This is a genomic window from Roseateles sp. P5_E8 (assembly GCF_054177665.1).
In genome coordinates this window covers 67,724-84,707 of sequence record NZ_JBGCUM010000004.1, presented here as the reverse complement: position 1 = coordinate 84,707, position 16,984 = coordinate 67,724, and the positions used below count along the sequence as shown (strand labels likewise).

Annotated in this window: 19 protein-coding genes; 4 read left to right on the top strand and 15 right to left on the bottom strand. The window is 69.5% G+C overall.

The genetic code is table 11. The features are described 5' to 3' along the window. Window positions 1-64: 64 nt before the first annotated feature. The 5 genes from ACXRVZ_RS03810 to ACXRVZ_RS03790 all read right to left on the bottom strand — a co-directional run bounded on the left by ACXRVZ_RS03810 (window position 65) and on the right by ACXRVZ_RS03790 (window position 3,172). On the bottom strand, window positions 65-484 hold the full coding sequence (locus ACXRVZ_RS03810) for a GFA family protein (RefSeq protein WP_457419687.1): 420 nt from the start codon (window positions 482-484) through the stop codon (window positions 65-67). Beyond that, entirely contained in the window at window positions 484-798 is a 315-nt protein-coding gene (locus tag ACXRVZ_RS03805; protein WP_457419685.1) for a hypothetical protein, read from the bottom strand. The genes ACXRVZ_RS03810 and ACXRVZ_RS03805 overlap by 1 nt, the downstream gene beginning before the upstream one ends. 100 nt (window positions 799-898) lie before the next feature. Beyond that, window positions 899-1,477 (bottom strand): NADPH-dependent FMN reductase, encoded by a 579-nt coding sequence (locus tag ACXRVZ_RS03800; protein ID WP_457419683.1) that lies wholly within the window; start codon window positions 1,475-1,477, stop codon window positions 899-901. Continuing rightward, window positions 1,478-2,026 carry a cold shock domain-containing protein gene (locus ACXRVZ_RS03795; RefSeq protein WP_457419681.1) on the bottom strand — a complete coding sequence of 183 codons (549 nt, stop codon included), beginning with the start codon at window positions 2,024-2,026 and terminating at the stop codon, window positions 1,478-1,480. Between the two features lie 57 nt (window positions 2,027-2,083). Beyond that, the gene (locus ACXRVZ_RS03790) at window positions 2,084-3,172 is read right to left on the bottom strand and encodes a dienelactone hydrolase family protein (protein ID WP_457419679.1); all 1,089 of its coding nucleotides are present in this window, start codon (window positions 3,170-3,172) and stop codon (window positions 2,084-2,086) included. 47 nt (window positions 3,173-3,219) lie between these two features. On the opposite strand from ACXRVZ_RS03790, the gene ACXRVZ_RS03785 reads away from it, so the two are divergent. After that, complete coding sequence (locus ACXRVZ_RS03785) at window positions 3,220-3,987, top strand: substrate-binding periplasmic protein (RefSeq protein ID WP_457419677.1); 768 nt, start codon at window positions 3,220-3,222, stop codon at window positions 3,985-3,987. On the opposite strand, the gene ACXRVZ_RS03780 is transcribed toward ACXRVZ_RS03785, so the two are convergent. Genes ACXRVZ_RS03780 through ACXRVZ_RS03755 form a run of 6 tightly spaced genes read right to left on the bottom strand, consistent with a single transcriptional unit; the run spans window position 3,984 to window position 10,655 of the window. After that, window positions 3,984-5,279, bottom strand: a complete 1,296-nt coding sequence (locus ACXRVZ_RS03780) for a TRAP transporter large permease (RefSeq protein ID WP_457419675.1) — start codon at window positions 5,277-5,279, stop codon at window positions 3,984-3,986. The two genes, ACXRVZ_RS03785 and ACXRVZ_RS03780, sit on opposite strands and share 4 nt — an antisense overlap. Window positions 5,280-5,289: 10 nt before the next feature. Further along, a complete protein-coding gene (locus ACXRVZ_RS03775) occupies window positions 5,290-5,784 on the bottom strand; it encodes a TRAP transporter small permease (protein WP_457419673.1) in 495 nt (164 codons plus the stop codon). After that, a complete protein-coding gene (locus tag ACXRVZ_RS03770) occupies window positions 5,781-6,740 on the bottom strand; it encodes a TRAP transporter substrate-binding protein (RefSeq protein WP_457419671.1) in 960 nt (319 codons plus the stop codon). Before ACXRVZ_RS03770 ends, ACXRVZ_RS03775 begins: the two co-directional genes overlap by 4 nt. Window positions 6,741-6,755: 15 nt before the next feature. Then, window positions 6,756-8,360 carry a family 43 glycosylhydrolase gene (locus ACXRVZ_RS03765; protein WP_457419669.1) on the bottom strand — a complete coding sequence of 535 codons (1,605 nt, stop codon included), beginning with the start codon at window positions 8,358-8,360 and terminating at the stop codon, window positions 6,756-6,758. 2 nt (window positions 8,361-8,362) lie between these two features. Continuing rightward, a complete protein-coding gene (locus ACXRVZ_RS03760; RefSeq protein WP_457419667.1) occupies window positions 8,363-9,685 on the bottom strand; it encodes a pectate lyase family protein in 1,323 nt (440 codons plus the stop codon). A 4-nt stretch (window positions 9,686-9,689) separates the two neighbouring features. After that, entirely contained in the window at window positions 9,690-10,655 is a 966-nt protein-coding gene (locus tag ACXRVZ_RS03755; protein WP_457419665.1) for a sugar kinase, read from the bottom strand. A gap of 195 nt (window positions 10,656-10,850) precedes the next feature. Here ACXRVZ_RS03755 and ACXRVZ_RS03750 point away from each other — a divergent pair, with 195 nt between their 5' ends. The 3 genes from ACXRVZ_RS03750 to ACXRVZ_RS03740 all read left to right on the top strand — a co-directional run bounded on the left by ACXRVZ_RS03750 (window position 10,851) and on the right by ACXRVZ_RS03740 (window position 13,589). After that, window positions 10,851-12,626, top strand: coding sequence for an aspartyl protease family protein (locus ACXRVZ_RS03750; RefSeq protein WP_457419663.1), 1,776 nt, complete (start codon window positions 10,851-10,853; stop codon window positions 12,624-12,626). A gap of 72 nt (window positions 12,627-12,698) precedes the next feature. After that, on the top strand, window positions 12,699-13,289 hold the full coding sequence (locus ACXRVZ_RS03745) for a GAF domain-containing protein (protein ID WP_457419661.1): 591 nt from the start codon (window positions 12,699-12,701) through the stop codon (window positions 13,287-13,289). Between the two features lie 9 nt (window positions 13,290-13,298). Next, window positions 13,299-13,589, top strand: coding sequence for a hypothetical protein (locus ACXRVZ_RS03740; protein ID WP_457419659.1), 291 nt, complete (start codon window positions 13,299-13,301; stop codon window positions 13,587-13,589). On the opposite strand, the gene ACXRVZ_RS03735 is transcribed toward ACXRVZ_RS03740, so the two are convergent. The 4 genes from ACXRVZ_RS03735 to ACXRVZ_RS03720 form a co-directional block, all read right to left on the bottom strand. Beyond that, on the bottom strand, window positions 13,571-14,317 hold the full coding sequence (locus ACXRVZ_RS03735) for a substrate-binding periplasmic protein (protein ID WP_458232190.1): 747 nt from the start codon (window positions 14,315-14,317) through the stop codon (window positions 13,571-13,573). The two genes, ACXRVZ_RS03740 and ACXRVZ_RS03735, sit on opposite strands and share 19 nt — an antisense overlap. Before the next feature lie 80 nt (window positions 14,318-14,397). Next, window positions 14,398-15,780, bottom strand: coding sequence for a GAF domain-containing protein (locus tag ACXRVZ_RS03730; protein ID WP_458232189.1), 1,383 nt, complete (start codon window positions 15,778-15,780; stop codon window positions 14,398-14,400). Further along, window positions 15,777-16,259: a hypothetical protein gene (locus ACXRVZ_RS03725; RefSeq protein WP_457419653.1), complete on the bottom strand. Its 483-nt coding sequence runs from the start codon at window positions 16,257-16,259 to the stop codon at window positions 15,777-15,779. The genes ACXRVZ_RS03730 and ACXRVZ_RS03725 overlap by 4 nt, the downstream gene beginning before the upstream one ends. Next, window positions 16,259-16,741, bottom strand: a complete 483-nt coding sequence (locus ACXRVZ_RS03720) for a hypothetical protein (RefSeq protein ID WP_457419651.1) — start codon at window positions 16,739-16,741, stop codon at window positions 16,259-16,261. Before ACXRVZ_RS03720 ends, ACXRVZ_RS03725 begins: the two co-directional genes overlap by 1 nt. Window positions 16,742-16,984 lie beyond the last annotated feature (243 nt).

Below are 16,984 nucleotides of genomic sequence, written 5' to 3'. Positions count from 1 at the left end.
GCCCAGGCGCTTCACCAAAGCTGCCACCTCGAATTCAGCGACGGCGCTGGCTCTTCCACGCGCGTCAATGCTCCGGCAATGCCGTGTGCTCGGTCAGCGGTGCTGCCAGCTTGGCCCACGGCGGGCGCTGGCCGGCGAACAAGGCGGCCGTGGGCGAGAACGCGGTCGGGTCGTCGAGGCTGCCGGCATAGAGGGTGACCATCTCGGGCGCCGACTCCGGCGTGCCGAAGAGCAGGCTGCCGCAGTCGCTACAGAAGTTGCGCACCGCCGACTGCCCGCTGCCGCCGGTGACGCGCGACTGCTTCACCGGGCCGGTGCAGGCGAAGGAGGGTTTAGGCACGCCGAGCACCGGCACGCCACCGCTGCCGGAGGCACGCTGGCAGTCGCGGCAGTGGCAGACGACGGAGAACAGGACCGGGCCGCTTGACTGGTAGCGGACGGCTCCGCAGAGACATTGGCCGGTCAGCATGGGAGCTTGCGGCATCACGTCTTTGCCGCCGGACGGCGGATCAGCGTGCGCTGGAACCAGGCCTCGTTCATGCGCGCCAGGAAGTTGGCGTTGATGGCGAAGCCGCAGGCGTCGCCCAGCACGGCCTCGGAGCCGCAGCGCGGGCACATGGCCGTCTGCTGCGCGACGGCGGCGCTGTCGTTCATGTTCTCCATCGTCAGACCCGTCCAGCCGACGATCTCGTCGGGCTTGAACATCTCGACGCAGTTGCAGCAGCCGCACTGTTGGCTGGCCTCGATCTGTGCCCAGTTGTTGGAGGTGTAGCGGTAGGCGGCGAGGAGTTCGTTCATGGGGAGTCGCTGGCAGTCGGTTTGCGGCAGTGTGACGCGGCGCCGGCCGGAACACCATCGCGTCTCACCCGGCCTCGCCCGCTCGCGGGGCGGTTCATCCTCAACCTTGTTGGCCGGCCGTGCCGGCCAGCGCAAACGTCGCCGGGCCATGCGCCTGCGCCTGGGCAACAGCGGCCTGCAGCGCGGCGAGCGAGGCGCGGATGGCCTGCACCACGGCCGGCGTCTCGGCCATCGCCGCCTCGTCGAGCTTGGCTCCCAGCAGCGCAATGCTGAGCGACGCCGGCTCGACGATGACGGCCGACATGGTCCGCAGCGTTTCGCGCAGCGCCGCGTCGGCGTGATGGGCGCGCGGCGAGGCGTTCATCACGGCCACGGGCTTGTTCACGAAGGGCTCGAAGCTGACCAGCCAGTCCAGCAGGTTCTTGATGGCGCCGGTCACGCCGTGGGCGTACTCGGGGCTGGCGATCAGCAGCGCGTCGGCCGCCGCGACCTGCATCTGCAGCGCCATCACGCTCATGGGCAGGTCGGCTTCCAGGTCGGGGTTGAACAGCGGCAGGTCGCCGACGAAAGTGCACAGCTGGATCTCGACGCCGGCCGGCGCCAGGCGCTGGAAGGTGCGCAGCAGCGCCGAGTTGAGGGAGGCGGCGCGCAGGCTGCCGGAGATGGCGAGGATCTTCATCTAACGACTCAACGGCGACGTGCACCACTGCTGCTCACAAGGGACGCCGTCATGGTTGCCATCCATTTCGGCGCCTGGGCAGTTCTTCAGGAAGTAGGTAGCCTCGGCGCAGGACGTCATCTGCGAGCAATGGCGGCGGCCATCGCATCGGAAGGTGCTGGCGGGTTCAACGGCCTCGGGCGGCGTAGCAGCCGGCAGCGGCGCAGTGGCGGGGACAGGCGCGCGGAGCTTGGTGTGGGCGAGCAGGGCCACCACGACCAGCGCGGCGATGCCGGCCGACACGGGCAGGCGACTGCGCCGCTTCGCCGGTTTGTCCTGCTGGCGGGGTGACGTGGGGCCCACCGCGAGCCGCATCACCTTGACTGCCTGCGGTTCACCGTTCTTGCCGCGACCGAGTTCGTAGCGGAGCTGCTCCCCCTGTGTGGGCCGACTGCCGTCGCGCTGGAAGGCGCTGATGTGCACGAAGACCTCGGCGCCGCCGTGGGTCGGTGCGATGAAGCCGAAGCCGCGGTCGTCGTGCCAGGTGCGGAGGATGCCGGTCGGTGGCATTGAGAAGTTTGAGATGGTGTGTCGGCGGCGCCGACTATGCCAAACAAGTGCTTCGGCTCAGCCGCCTTGCCGCTTGAGCCATGCCACGGCGGCCGCTTGCTGCGCCAGGTCGAAACGGTGTCCGCTCGGCGTGGCCTGTGTGCCGAATCCGTCGCCGCCAGGCCAGGCGCGGGCCAGCCGGCTCCAGGCCGCCTGCGCCGCATCCCACGGAAACAGCTTGTCCTCCGGCGAGCCGAACAGCAGCAAGGGCCGGGGCGCGATCAGCGCGGCCACATCCGGGTGGTCCAACTCGGCCGCCAGGCCCGGGTGGCCCATGCTGAAGGCTGATTGGCCCTGCAGCGTGTGTTCTCCCGCCCGCAGCAGGCCTTCGCGCGTGCACATCCAATGCGCGGCGACGCAGGCCGAGACTTCGTCGCAGACGGCGGCCAGCTGCCAGGCGCGAAAGGCACCCATCGAGAAGCCCAGCACCGCCACGCGTCGGGCGTCTATCCCGGGTTGTTCGCGCAGCCAGCGGTGGCTGCGCAGGTCGTCGCTGGCAATGACGCCGGCCCAGCTGTGGCCCAGCTGCAGCAGGTGGTTCATCAGCGCCTGCTGGTCGTCCTTGGCAAAGCCGGGCCGGCCGCGTTCGCCCCAGGCGAGGGCGTCGATGGCCAGCACCGCGAAGCCGGCATTCACCAAGGTGTCGCCGACAAACGTGCCGCCGAAGTAGCGCTGCGCCCAGGCCTCGGCCGACGGGTTGGGTGCCAGCGGGCGGATGAGCTTTTCCTTGCCGATGTCGAAGCGCGCGCCGTGGTCGTGCAGCACGAGCACGGCCGGATGCGGACCGGGGCCCTTGGGGCGCAAGAAGAGGGCGGGCACGCGGTCGCCGAGGGCGCCGCGCAGCGTCAGGGAATGGGCGACGTGGCCGCCGCGGTCCAGTTCGGCCAGCATTTCGGTCGCGAAGGTGCTGTCGTCGTCGCCGGGCCGCAGCATGAGCCTGCGCGCCGTGGCCAGGGCCTCGGTGCGCCAGGCGGGGTCAGGCCGCCAGGTGAGACGAGGGCGCCAGCGGCGTTGCAGGGCGGCCAGCGTGTCGTCCAGCGTCTCGGCGCGGGCCAGCAACGGCCAAGCGGCCAGCCCGGCGAGCAAGCGGCGGCGTGCGCTTGTCATGGTCGCCACGGGCTGCCAAGCCGCCGGCGCTGTGACAGAGTCAGGCGATGCGACTGCGCCGCCGTGATGCCTGCCTGTTTCCACTGGCTTTGCCGGCTGGCTGGGCGCAGGCCGACGAGAAGGCACCGCTGCGCATCGGCTGGAGCGACTACCCGCCTTTCCAGTTCCGGAACGCGGCCGGTCAGCCGCAGGGGCTGGACGTGGAGCTGCTGGAGCTGATGGCCCAGGTCTGCGGCGAGCGGCTGCAGTGGTCGCGCCGGCCGTGGGCGCGGCAGATCCCGGATATCGCGCAGGGCGAGCTGGACCTGATGTCGTCGGCCACGCACACGCCGGAGCGGCTGGCGTTTGGCGATTTCACGCAGGCCTATCGCAATGAGCGGGTGGCGCTGTTGGGGCTGGTGGGCGATACCCAGCCGCCACGCCGGCTGGCCGACCTGAAGGGCCGCGCGGTCAAGGTGGGCATGATCCGCGGCGTGTCCTTCCCGCTGGCCGTGCGCCGCGAGCTGGACGACCCCGAGCTGGCCGGCCTGCTGGTGCCGCTGCATGCCAACGACCTGACGCTGTCGGCCTTGCGCGGGCGGCGCGTGGACTACGTCATCGACGACCCCGCCACGCTGCTTTACCGCGCTGCGCGCGAGCCCGGTGAGGCAGTGGAAGTGGTGCTGGAGCTGGCCGTCAGCCCCGTGCATGTGTATGTGAGCCGGCGCACCATCGAGCGCCGGCCGGACCTGATGCAGCGCCTCAACGCCGGCCTGCAGCGTGCACGGCAGCAACCCGAATGGCATCGGGTACTCGCCCGGTACCCGGGGTATTAGCCGCCCACCCATTTCGGCAGTGCCAGCGACAGCATCGGGATGTAGGTCGCCGCCAGCAGCGTGACCAGCAGGGCACCATAGAACGGCGCGATCGAGCGCATGACCTGGCCGACCGACACACCGCCGATCGCGCAACCCACGAACTGCACGCTGCCCACCGGCGGCGTGTTCAGGCCGAGTGCGCAGTTCAGCAGCATGACGACGCCGAACTGCGTCGGGTCCATGCCGGCCTTCATGCAGATGGGCAAAAAGATGGGCGTGCAGATCAGGATGGTGGCCGCCATGTCCAGGAAGGTGCCCAGCACGAACAGCAGCACGTTGACCCACAGGAAGATCAGCCAGGCGTTGTTGCCGCTCATCTGCTCCAGCCATTCGCCGGTCTTCTGCGGCACCTCGTACAGCGCCATGAAGTAGCCGAAGGCCGACGAGATGCCGATCAGCAGCAGCACCACGCCGGTGGTCTTGCAGGCCTTGGCGCAGGCGGTCAGGAAGCCCTTCCAGCTCAAGCTCCGGTAGACGACGCCGGTGACCAGCAGCGCCCAGCAGACGGCGGTGGCGGCCGACTCGGTGGCCGTGAACACGCCGCTCAGGATGCCGCCCAGGATGATGACGATGACCAGCAGCCCCGGCAGCGCCGCCAGGAAGGCCGAGAACACCGCCACCCAGCCGGGGAAGGCGCCGTGAGTCGGGTAGCCGCGCTTGCGGGCGACGGCGTAGGCGGCGACGAGGTTGGACACGGTCAGCAGCACCGCCGGGATCAGGCAGGCGAGGATCAGGTTGAAGACGCTGACTGCCGCAATGCCGGCCGTGGCCAGCACGTAGATGATGAGGTTGTGCGAGGTGGGCATCAGCGCGCCGACGAGGGCTGCATGCGTCGTCACGTTGACCGCGTAGTCGGCGTCGTAGCCCTCGCGCTTCATCAGCGGGATCATCACCGAGCCCATCGCCGACACGTCGGCCAGCGGCGAGCCGGCCACGCCGCCGAACAGCGTGCAGCCCAGCACATTGCTCATCCCTAAGCCGCCGCGCACGTGGCCCACCAGCCGGTTGGCGAAGTTGACGATGCGCTCGGCGATGCCGCCGTGCAGCATCAGCTCGCCCGCGAAGATGAAGAAGGGGATCGCGAGGAAGGAGAAGATCTGCATGCCACCGACCATCTTCTGGAAGACGATGGCCATCGGCAGATCAGCGGCCAGGGCGGTGGCGACGGACGACAGCCCGATGGCGAAGGCGACCGGCACGCCCAGCAGAAGCAGCAGCACGAAGCTGCCGCACATGACCCAAAGTTCCATGCCTTCCACGTCAGACCCCAGCTTCTTCGACCGACACGCCGCGCCACAGCGCGAGCAGATGTTCGATGCAGAACAACACGATGAGCACGCCGGAGATGACCAGCGGCAGATAGTCCAGCCCCTCGGACACGCCCAGCATGGGCTTGGGCTCGGCCCACTTCAGCGTCAGCCACTCCCAGCCGGCCACGGCCATCAGGATGGCGAAGACCAGCACGCAGACATGGATGGCCGCCTCCGCCACGCGCTGCGCGCCCTTGGGCAGCAGCACGACGATGGACTCCATGCCGAGGTGGCCCGCGTCGCGCACGCCCACCGCCACGGCCAGCGCCGTGATGTAGAGCACCAGCATCAGCGCGAAGGGCTCCGTCCACGTCGGTGAGTCGTTGAGCAGGTAGCGGCCGATCACCTGCCATTGCACGCAGACGATGAGCACGACCAGTCCGAGCACGGCCAGGCGCAGCGACCAGCGCGACAGGGCCGCGCAGAGCTTGGTGTAGCCGCTCATTTGATGTCTTGGATAGCCTTGACCAGCTTTTGCAGGTCCGGCGTGCTGGCGAACTTCGCCATCACCGGCTGCATGGCCTGGCGGAAGGGCTCACGGTCGACGACGACGATCTCGGTGCCGGCGGCCTTGACGGCGGCCAGGGCCTTGGCTTCCTGCGCATCCCACAGCTGGCGCTGCACGACGACCGACGCCTTGGCGGCTTCGCGCAGCAGCGCCTGCTGCTCGGGCTTGAGCTTGTCCCAGACCTTCTTGCTGATGAAGAGGGCGTCGGGCGTCATCGCATGCTCGGTGCGGCTGTAGAACTTGGCCGCCTCGAAATGGCGAAAGCCTTCGTAGCTGGGGATGTTGTTCTCGGCCGCGTCGATCAGGCCGGTCTTCAGGCCGGTGTAGACCTCGCCCGGCGGCATCGGCGAGGGGTTCGCACCGAGGGCCGTCATCGCGGCCACGGACAGGTCGCTCTGCTGCACGCGGATCTTCAGGCCCTTGGTGTCGGCCAGCGTGCGCACGGGCTTGCGCGCGTAGATGGAGCGCGAGCCGGAGTCGTACAGCGCCAGGCCCACCATGCCCTGGTGCTCGCAGGCCTTGAGGATCTCTTCGCCCGGTGCGCCGTCATAGGCCTTGCGCATGTGCGCCGTGTCGCGGAACAGGAAGGGCAGGGACGGCACGAGAGTCTTCGGGCACATGGCGGCCAGCGGCGCCAGGTTCACGCGCGTCATCGCGAGAGCCCCGAGCTTGACCTGGTCGATGGTCTCCTTCTCGCTGCCCAGGGCGCCCTTGTTGAAGACCTTGACGGTCAGCGTGCCGCCGCTGCTCTTGGCCAGCGTCTGGCCGAGCTGCCTGACGGCGGCGACGGTGGGGTAGTCGTCGCTGTTGTGGACGTCGGCGGACTTCAGTTCCAGCGCGTGCAGGGCAGGGCTGATGAGCAGTGCTGCGATGAGAGTGAGTCGGGTCTTCATGGTTTGTCTCCTTGCTTATTCGATGGCGCGATAGCGCAGGTTCGAGAACCGCGCCTCGCCGTTGCCGGCAGCGTAGATCGCTGGCCGCAGGCTGGCAAAGCCGCCCGCCGTGTTGTGGTGGTAGCCGCTGACGTCCATCTGCACCGGGAACTTGCTCCACGGCTGGCTGGCATCGGCGCGGCTGAAGAGCGTCAGCACATGGCGGGCGCAGCGCAGCTTGAGTTGCATGCGGCGTGCAATGCCAACGGGCTTGGGCACGGCGCGGATGTCCTGGCCGTAGCGGTGCAGCTGGAAGCTCTTCGCGTTGGCGCCCATGCCGGCGTAGAGCCGCGAGCTGTAGAACATGACGACGCCGGCCTGCACGCCTTCGTCGATGTCCAGGTCGAACTCGACCTCGAAGGCCGGGTCGCCCTGGATGAAGCCTAGCGGCGCGCTGTCGCCGGGGCCTTTGCCGGGCGTGGCGCGCAGATGCAACTTGCCATCGGCCACGCGCACGCGCGGCATCTGGCCGCTGCCACTGAGGAACTGCCAGTGGGGCTTCAGCGTCTTGCCGGCGAAGTCGTCGGACAGCGGCAGGCCGTGCGGCAAGGCCTTGCCCCCGGCAGGCATCGGAAGAGGCACGCCATCGTCCACGTCGACGTGGAACCAGCCATCGGCGCTGAAGCGCGCTGGCGCCAGCAGCATCTGCCGGCCCAGCGTGTGGAAACTGTTCTCGTAGCCGTGGTACAGCATCCACCAGTCACCGCGCGGCCCTTGCACCAGGCTGCCGTGGCCGCGCGACCACCAGCGCTCGCGGGACGACTTGGTGCGCATCAACGGGTTGTGTGGTGCCTGCTCCCAGGGGCCTTCGAGCGTTCGGCTGCGCGCGGCGATGACCATGTGGCCGGTCGGCGGCCCGGCCGTGCCGCCCACGGCCAGCAGCATGTGCCACCAGCCGCCGTGGCGCAGCATCTTGGGGCCCTCGGGCGAGAAGCTCTCGACGTCCCAGTCGTCGGGGTAGCGCCAGGGGTCGTAGATGTGTTCGATGGCCCCGACCGTCTTCAGCCCGTCGGCGCTGAGACGCACGCGGTCACCACCGCTGAGGAACAGCCAGCGCTGGCCGTTTTCATCAGCGACGTGGGTGGGGTCGATGTGCTTGGACAGGCCCATCGCCTGCGGTTTGGACCACGGGCCCTCGATGCGGTCGGCCCAGCTGACAAGGATGTCGTTGGGCTGCGCCTTGACCGGCAGGTAGAGGTAGTAGCGCTTGCCGTGCTTGCACAGGTCAGGCGCCCAGACACTGCCGACGGCCTCGGTCAGCGCGTTGGCGACCGGCTGCCAGTTGACGAGGTCGCGCGAGTGCCAGATCAAGAGGCCCGGCACGGCCTCGAAGCTGGAGTGCGTCAGGTAATAGTCGTCGCCGTCCTTCAGCACCGAAGGGTCGGGGTGGTCGCCGGCCAGGACCGGGTTCAGGTAGCGGCCATCGCCCTGGTCGGCCTTGCGCTGGCCTTCGATGCCCTGAGGCCAGGGCTTGCAGGGCGGCAGATAGGGCAGGCCGGGTTCCGCAGCGCAGTCCGCCGCAGCCCAGGCTGGCAGGGTTTCGGACAGCGCCAGCAGTGCCAGCAGGCTGCGGCGGTCCACGGTCACTTCGAGACCAGCGTGAACAGCGACTGCCAGCCCGCCTTCGGCGCCATGTCGGCCAGGTTCCAGTCGGCCTCGACGAAGGCGCGCTGCGTGGGCTTGCGCGTGGGCAGGCCGCCGGGGTTGTTGTCGGTCTCGTCGTTGATGTGCGTGCCGCGGTCCTCGGCGATGTCGGACAGTTGCTTGAAGTCCAGCGGGTCGCGCGCCCAGGGCCGCGAGCCGACGTACAGCGGCAGCAGCCGCTCCAGCTCGCGCGGCGCCAGCCACTTCAGGCCGGCCGGCAGGTAGGGCTCGCGCGCGGGCACGATCTGCGCGGGGCTGCTGGTGTAGCGGCCGGTCATCGGCAGCGGCTGGCCCTGGCGGTCCTGCGCGAGGTTGTCCTGCTCGAAGAGCTGCACATCGCCCACACCGCCCAGCGTGAACAGCGGCAGGTTGCGTTCGGTGTTCGGGCCGGCGCGGTAGACGTTGCCGGCCAGCGTGATCTTGCCGGTCTGGTAGTCGCGGCCGACCCACTCATGGGCGATCAGGTTGTAGTGAACCGCGCGCCAGCCGGGGTTGTAGATCAGGTTGTTGACCATCGCGCCCCACGCACCGCCCTTGAACAGCGCGTTGCGCTCGCGGTTGGAGGCGTAGACATTGCCCAGCAGCAGCAACTGCGTGACGTTGTCGTGGATGAGGCTGCCCTTGCTGTGCTCGCCCTTGATGTGGACCGACTCGTTCAGACCCTCGTAGATGAGGTTGTGGCTGTAGGTGAGGGCGTGGGAGGTGTGGGCGCGCCAGTCGTCGGGCGTCTTGCCCTCGAAGCGGTGGCCGCTGGCCGAAATGTTCTCGTCCGTCGCCCAGGAGAAGGTGCAGTGGTCGACGATGACGCGCTCGGCGCCATCGCCAGTGGACAGGCCGTCATGGTCGTTGCCGCTGCGCTTGCCGCGGCCGTAGGCGCCGGGGCGGATGCTGATGTGCTGCAGGATCACGTCCTTGGCGAACACCTCCAGCTCGCCCTTCACGAGCGTGATGCCGGGGTCCGGCGCGGTCTGGCCGGCGATGGTGACCTTGCCCTCGCGCAGCTTCACGCTCTTGCCGCCCAGGTCGATGACGCCGCCGACCTCGAAGACGATGACGCGCGGCCCGCGCGCCTCCAGCGCTGCCGTCAGGCTGCCGGGGCCTTCGGCCGCCAGCGTCGTCACGCGGATGATCTTGCCGCCCTGGCCGCCCGTCGTCTGTGCCCAGCCGGCGTGGACGTAGGTGGCGGGGTGCAGCGGGGCGGTGTTCTGGGCGTGGCACAGGCCGGCGGTGACCGCGAGGGCCAAAGTGCAGAGCAGCTTCATTCGGTCAGTTTCCGATCAGGTCTTGCATGGCATCGATGGGGATCAACGCGCCGGGATGCTGGATGACGCGCGCCGCCAGCCGGTTGCCGAAGGCCGCAGCCTCTGCCGGTGCGGCGCCACGCAGGCGGCGGCTCAGGTAGCCGGCCGCAAATGAGTCGCCCGCAGCGGTGGTGTCGACGACGCGCGGCACCACCTCGGCGGCCACCTCCTGCCAGCCGCCGGTGCCCCCTTGGCCGCCGACGATGGCCGGCAGCGCGCCCCGCTTGATGGCGATCTCGTCCACCGGCAGGGCCTGGGCGGCCGTCACCGCAGAGGCCAGGTCGAGCATGCCGTGCAGGGCCTGGTGATCGTCGGCGGTGATGAGGGCGATGGAGGCTGACGCGAAGGCGCGGCCGTACCAGTAGCGCGCATCGGCCAGCGAGTCCCACAGCCGCGGGCGGAAGTTGTTGTCGAAGGCGACGACCTTGCCATTGGCCCGCATGCGCGCCATCAGCGCCAGCACGCGCTCGCGGCCGGCCTGGGGCAGGATGGCCAGGCTGATGCCCGACAGATAGAGCGCGTCCAGCGCCTCGGCCTGCTCTTCCAGCGCCGTCGTGGCCGCGTCGAAATAGGAACGCGCCGCCGCTTGGCCGCGCCAGTAGTGGAAGCGCCGCTCGCCGCCTTCGTCCAGCTCGATCAGGTAGAGCCCCGGCACACGGCCGGGCAGGCGCTGTACCAGGCCGGTCAGCACGCCTTCGGCCTGCCAGCGCTCCAGCATGCCGGTGCTGAGGCTGTCGTCACCCAGGGCCGTCGCGTAATTCACGCGCAGGTCCGGGCCGCCGCAGCGGGCCAGGTAGACGGCGGTGTTCAGCGTGTCGCCGCCAAAGGTCTGGCGCAGGTTGCCGAAGGCCTGCCCTTGCAGTTCCAGCATGCATTCGCCCAGAGCGGCAATGGACACGGGCCGCGTTGCGGCCGAGGTGGAGAGGTTCACGATCAAAAAATGAAACAGCGGTTCAATAAAGATAACTTACCCGGTCCACTCCGGGGCTTCTGGTTTACCCAGGCCCCATGGTGGGGCGGTGAAGCGGTCAGAGCGGGCAGGTGGGATTTCCTCTCACCCTCTCAGGCTGCGCACTTGGTTAGAGTGCCGCCGCTGCCGCAAGAGCGGCTGTCAGGGAGATAAAAGATGAATGCAAATGGYAAGCACTGGGGGCGCTGGTGCGCCGCATGGGTGGCAGTGCTGATCGCCGCGCCAGCGGCTGCGGCCGGCTGCAAACTGAGCGAGCTGGAGATTCCGGTCCGCATCGTCAATCAGCGGCCCGTCGGCACGCTGACCTTGAATGGCACCGAGGTGCCCATGCTGATCGACAGCGGCGCCTTCTTCAGCATGCTGCCGATGTCGACCGCGACACAGCTGGGTCTGCCCCTGCGCAACTTGCCCTTCGGCTTTCGCATCGAAGGCTACACGGGCAGCATCGAGGCGCGGATGACCAAGGTGGAGAAGGTTGGCCTGCGTGGCAACGAACTGCGCAACATCGACTTCATCGTTGGCGGCAACGAGATCGGTTCCGGCATCATGGGCGTGCTGGGGCGCAACTTCCTGTCCATCGCCGACACCGAATACGACCTCGCCCATGGCATCGTGCGCCTCATGTTCCCCAAGGGCGACTGCGACAAGGTGAGCTTTGCCTACTGGGCCGGCGAGGCGCCCGTCATCGAGACGGAGTTGCAGAACAACTACCGCGAGAACAACAACGACATCCGCGTGGCCGTCAAGGTCAACGGCGTGAAGATGCGCGCCATCATGGACACCGGCGCGCCAGGCACGTCCCTCAAGATGCGCTCCGCAAAACGCGCCGGCGTCAAGGAAAGCGATCTCACGGAAGTCGGCAGGGTCGGCGGTGCCGGCGAAGGCCGGGTGCGCTCCTGGACGGCCCAGCTCTCGGCCTTCGAGCTGGGCGGGGAGAAGATCGTCAACAACTTCCTGCAGGTCGACGAGACCGACCACCTGCAAGAGGACATGCTGATCGGCCTGGACTATTTCCTGTCCCATCGCATCTATGTGTCGCGCCTGCAAAGCAAGGTCTATGCGACCTGGAATGGCGGGCCTGTGTTCGCGCGTAGCCCGACGGACGGCCAGTACGACTCGCGCTATGCGGCGCTGCCCGCCGACATCGCGCCCGACGATGCCGGTGCCCTGGCCCGGCGCGGCGAGGCCGCTGCCGCCCGTGGCGAGTTCAGCAAGGCCCTGGCCGACCTGGACCGCGCCTGCGAGCTGGCGCCCAAGGCCGAGGCCAACTTCCTCGCCCGGGCGCGCGTGCATCTGGCGATGCGGGACTTTGCCAAGGCGCGGCTCGACCTCGACCAGGCGCTGAGCCTGCATCCCGGCCTGCACGAGGCCCTCGCCGTGCGCGGATCCATGCGTGCTGCCACAGGCGATCGCGACGGGGCGCTGGCGGACCTGGCGACGCTCGACGCCGGGCTGCCGCCATCCGCCCACCTGCGCGAGCGCATGGCCGATATCTATGTCGCCCTGGACCTCGTGCCCGAGGCGCTGCGCCAGTGGGAGCTGTGGGTACCCACGCATCGCGCCGATGCCGGCCTGGCCAGAGTGCTCAACGAGCGCTGCTGGCTGCGCGCCCGCCTCAACCGCGACCTGAAGCTGGCGCTGGAGGACTGCAAGGCCGCCGTGGACAAGGACGGCGGTGAGTCCGCCTACCGCGACAGCCTGGGCTGGACCTGGCTGCGGCTGGACGATGCCCGCCGCGCCGTCGAGGCCTTTGACGCCGCCATCAAGATCAAGCCAGGCGCCTTCTCGCACTACGGCCGCGCGCTCGCCCGGCAGTGCCTGGGCGAGGCCGACGCCGCCCGGCGCGACCTGGCGGCGGCCCGCCAGCTCGACGCGGACATCGACGGCCGGGTCGGCAAAGCGGGCTTTCCGGTGGCCGCCATGCCCGACTGAAACCTGCCGTTACTCCGCACGCCGCGCCGTCTGCGTGGATGATTGCGCCAGCCCATCTCAGGAGAGTTCTGCATGTCCTTCCTGGACCCGCTGGACCGGCAGTCGCTGGAAGTCAGCATTTCCGAACTGCTCGTCGCCACCGCCGACAGCTACGACACGGCGCTGGACCGGCGCATCACCGACGTGCTGCTGATGCTGCGCAAGCAGTTGCGCATGGACGTGGTCTTCGTCTCCGAGTTCGTCGACGGCGAGCGGGTTTTCCGCTTCGTCCATGGCGGCGAGGCGCTGGGCATCCAGGCCGGCGACGCCGCGCCACTGGAGCAGAGCTACTGCCAGCGCGTCGTGCAGGGCCGCATGCCCGAACTGGTGCCCGACGCGCAGGTGCTGGTTGCAAGCGGCGAACTGTTCGACCCCGGCATCGCCGTCGGCGCCCATCTGAGCACGCCGGTCGTGCTGGAAGACGGCCGCGTCTACGGCACGGTCTGCTGCTTCAGCAGCTCGGCCCAGCCCGACCTGCAGGCCAGCGCGCTGGCCTGCCTGCGCCAATGCGCCCGCCTCGTCGCCCGCAAGGTCGACGTGCAGCAGCGACTGCAGTTCCCGTCCGTCCCGGCCGCCGAGCCGGACTGGTCGGCCACCGAGCCGATGCCGCTTGAGAAAACATGAGGAGGTCCCATGAATGACGGTTTTGGCCATGAAGTACCGCCCCGGCACGCCCAGCAGACGCACCGCCAGGTGTCGCGCTTCCTCGTCGTGATCGGCTCCAACGACGGCGGCGTTGCCCGCCTGTTTCTGGCCGACCACAGCCAGGTCGGTGAGTTCGACGCCGGCAGCGAGGAGGTGGTCGAGCTGATCAAGACGGCGGTCGCCAGCCGTGGCGCCAGCGGCCCCGAGTGGGACCGCGCACTGGGCGGCCACACGGCGGCCGAGCGCGCGAGCGCGACGGTCTACGTGCTGGACGTCTGAGCCTCGTAGGCGGCCGTCAGCTGCTCCAGGTCGCCGCTGTCGCGCATGCGGCGGATCACGTCGGCGATGCGCGGCGCCACGTCCTTGTGGCGCACATGAAGGTAGTGGTACAGGTCAAAGCGCGCCAGGTCGGGTGACACGTCCAGCTCCTTGATGCCCAGGTCGGCCATGGCCGACTGGGCCGACAGCGTCGTGCAGATCGCCACGTCGAGCCGGCCGGCCGTCAGCATGCGAAAGAGCTGCGGCGGGCTTTGCGTCAGCGTCAGCGCCGGGTGGTTCTCGGTCAGGTCCTGCGCATAGACCATGCCGCGGATGGCGCCCACCGAGTAGTGCCGCAGGTCGTCGCGCGACTGCACGCTGGCGGCGCGAGCGGGCATGGAGTAAGCGCGCACGCTGACGCGGTAGTAGGGCGGGTCCACGCGCAGCAGCTGCGGGTAGGTCTGGCCGTAGCTGGCAATGCGCACGAGCTCGCCGTCGGCCTTGTCGCTCAGCGTCATCAGGCTGGCGCGCTGCGGCGGCAGCACGTCGATCTGCAGGCCCAGGCCGGCGCGGCGGTAGATCTCGGTCAGCAGCCGGGCCGCTACCGCGCTGCTGCCGGTCTTGTTGACGGCGGTGACGACGAAGGTCTGCAACGCCAGGGCCGGTGAGGCGGCCAGGCCCGCCAGCGCGGCGGCTACCAGCCGGCGGCGGCTGGCGGATTCTGGAGACGCCGCCATGCGCAGGTTCATGTCTCACCCCATGGCGCGTGATGCGCTCGGTCACGAAGGTAGCGCATAGCGCCGTGGCTGTACAACTCAGCGCAGGTGAATCATGCCTCGGTCGTCAGGCTCAGCGGCCCGTCGGCCATCAGCCGGTACTGGCCGCGGCCCGCCCGCTCGATGTGCAGGCCGAAGTCCTTCTCGGCCAGGCGGCGCTCCAGCAGCAGCAGGCGCACGCCGAGGTTGTCTTGCACCTCGGGCAGGCGCAGGTCGCCGCCGGCCAGGCGCAGCTCGCGGGTGCTGAAGGCCTCGCGGCCGCTGTCGATCTGGTCGCGCACGAGCTTGGCAATGATGGCGCCGGCCACGCCCTTGATGAGGTACTCGTCGTTGACGAAGACGCTGTGGTCGCGCGGGTAGTGGCGCACGCGCAGCGGCGTGCCGGCGGCGGCCTGCACGGCGGCCGGGGGTGCTGTTGCAGGCTCTTCCACCAGTTCCGTCGTGCGCAGCGACGCCAGGCCTTGCGCGAGCTGGGCGCCCACGGCCGTCAGCGCGTCCTCGTCGTCGTAGCTGAAGAACTGGTCGCTCTCGCTCTCCACCAGCAGCGCGCCCACCGTGCGGCCACGCGCGCGCAGCGGCACGGCGAGTTGGCTGCGCGGCGCGGCCAGGCCGGGCAGCGGGATGGTGTCGGCCATGGCGGCCTGCAGGCCGAGCTGCTCGGCCTTGGCACGCCAGGACATGCCGTAGCTGTACATCTGGCTCATGTGGCCGCTGCGGATGGGCACRTTCTCGCGCAACGCCACGCTGGCGAGGCCCGCTTCCGCCACCGGCAGCTCGGCACCGGTGCCGCTCTGCTCGTAGCCGATGCTGGCCAGCGTGTAGAGACCTTGGCGCTGCTCGTCCAGCAGCCAGACGATGGCGTGGCTGATGCACAGGTCGCGCTGCAGGCCGGCGGTGAAGGCCAGCAGCAGGCTGCGCAGGTCGGCGGCCTCCGCGAGCTGCTCGCTCATGCGGCGCACGCCGGTGGCGAGGTCACAGCGCGGCGCCAGCGCGGGCAGCGGGTGCACCGGGTCCAGCTTGCGCAGGGACTCGACGCGGTAGACATCGGCGCCGCGCAGATGGAAAACCTTCTCCATGCCCGTCTGCGCGGCGATGCCGGCGAGCTTGGCGCGCAGGCGCTCGARCACGGGCCCCTCGGTGTCGGTGCGCAGGTAGCGCAGCTGCAGCAGCACGGACACGCCGGTGAAGGGGTCCTCCACGCTGAGGGCCACGCGGCCGGTGGCCAGGATGTTGGCGCGGCTGCGGTTGAGGAACTGGTAGGTCAGCGCGACATGGTCGTCGTCGACGTACTCGGCATGCGAGAGGTAGTTGACGTGGGGCATGCCATCGGCGGCCACTGTGCACATGGCCGGCGGGATGATGCCTTCCAGCAGGCGGCGCACGTCGCGCAGCTTGAGCGCGCGGCGCTCGGCTTGAGGGGTGGTGGTGTCGTTCATGGCAACAGGTCGATGGCTTGGCCCGCGCCGGGGCCGGGGGTCTGGTCCCAGGCGGCCAGCGGCGTGAAGCGCACGCAGCTGAGGTCGGCCAGGGTGAGGTCGCCAAGCACGGCGTTGACCTGCCGGCGGTCGGCGCCGAACAGCTCGATCTGTCGCAGCCAGGCCTCGAAGCAATGCGCGAACTTCGGGCCTTGTTCGGCATGGGGCGGCAGCACTTCGGCGTCAACGCCCTTCACGTGCAGCACGCGGCAGGTGCTGGGCAGGCCGGCGGAAACGGCGACGCGGCCGGTGGCGCGGATCGCCTCCAGCAACTCGGCGCCTGCCTCGCTGCGCGCCAGCAGTTCGATGCGGCCGTCCGGCAGCGCCCAGGCGGCGTGGGCGAAGGCCAGCTCGGGCTGCCCCTCGGGCGTGCTGGAGCCCACGCGCAGCGTGACCCCCTGCTGCAGGTGCTCGACCCAGGTGTCGGGCAGGCGGGCCATCAGCGCAGCAGCTCCACGGGGCTGCCGGCGCCGGGGCCGGGCGTCTGGTCCCAGGCGGCGATGGGCGTGAAGCGCACGCCGGCCAGGCTTTGCACGTCGAGGTCGTACCAGATCGCCATGATGATCTCGCGCGTGAAGCCGAAGGGCTCGACCTGGGCGATGAAGCTTTCGCGGCAGCGCTCGAACACCGGTGAGTGCGCCGGCGTGGCAGCGAATATCTCGGCGTCCAGCCCTTTCACGTGCAGCGTGCGAAAGCTGCCCGGCTGCGCGGCCACGTACGAGATGCGCCCGCTGGCTTGCGCGGCTGCCAGCAGCCGGTCGCCGGTCTTGGCCAGCAGCAGCACCTCGACGCGTCCGTCCGGCAGCGCCTGCGCGGCAAGCCCGCGGCAGATCTCGGGCTGGCCGTCGGCATGGCTGCCGCCAAGGCGGTGGGAGACGCCGCTCTGCAGATGGGCGACCCAGTCGGGTGGGAGTCGAGACACGGGGCGAGGTCGGGTTTGAAGGCCTCGAATGATAGGCAGGCCACCGCGCCCGGCCCGGTTAGCAAAGACTTAACAAACCCTTAGCCGACAACTAGCAGCGCGCAGAAGCCGGGCCGACCAAAGTAGAGCCCACGCCGGCCAGACACCGGCACGAGACACATCCACCCCCGAGCCACCGACCGGCCGGAGCCCCCCAAGGCACCGGTACGGCGGAGCTTTGCCCAGACACCACGAAACGAGACA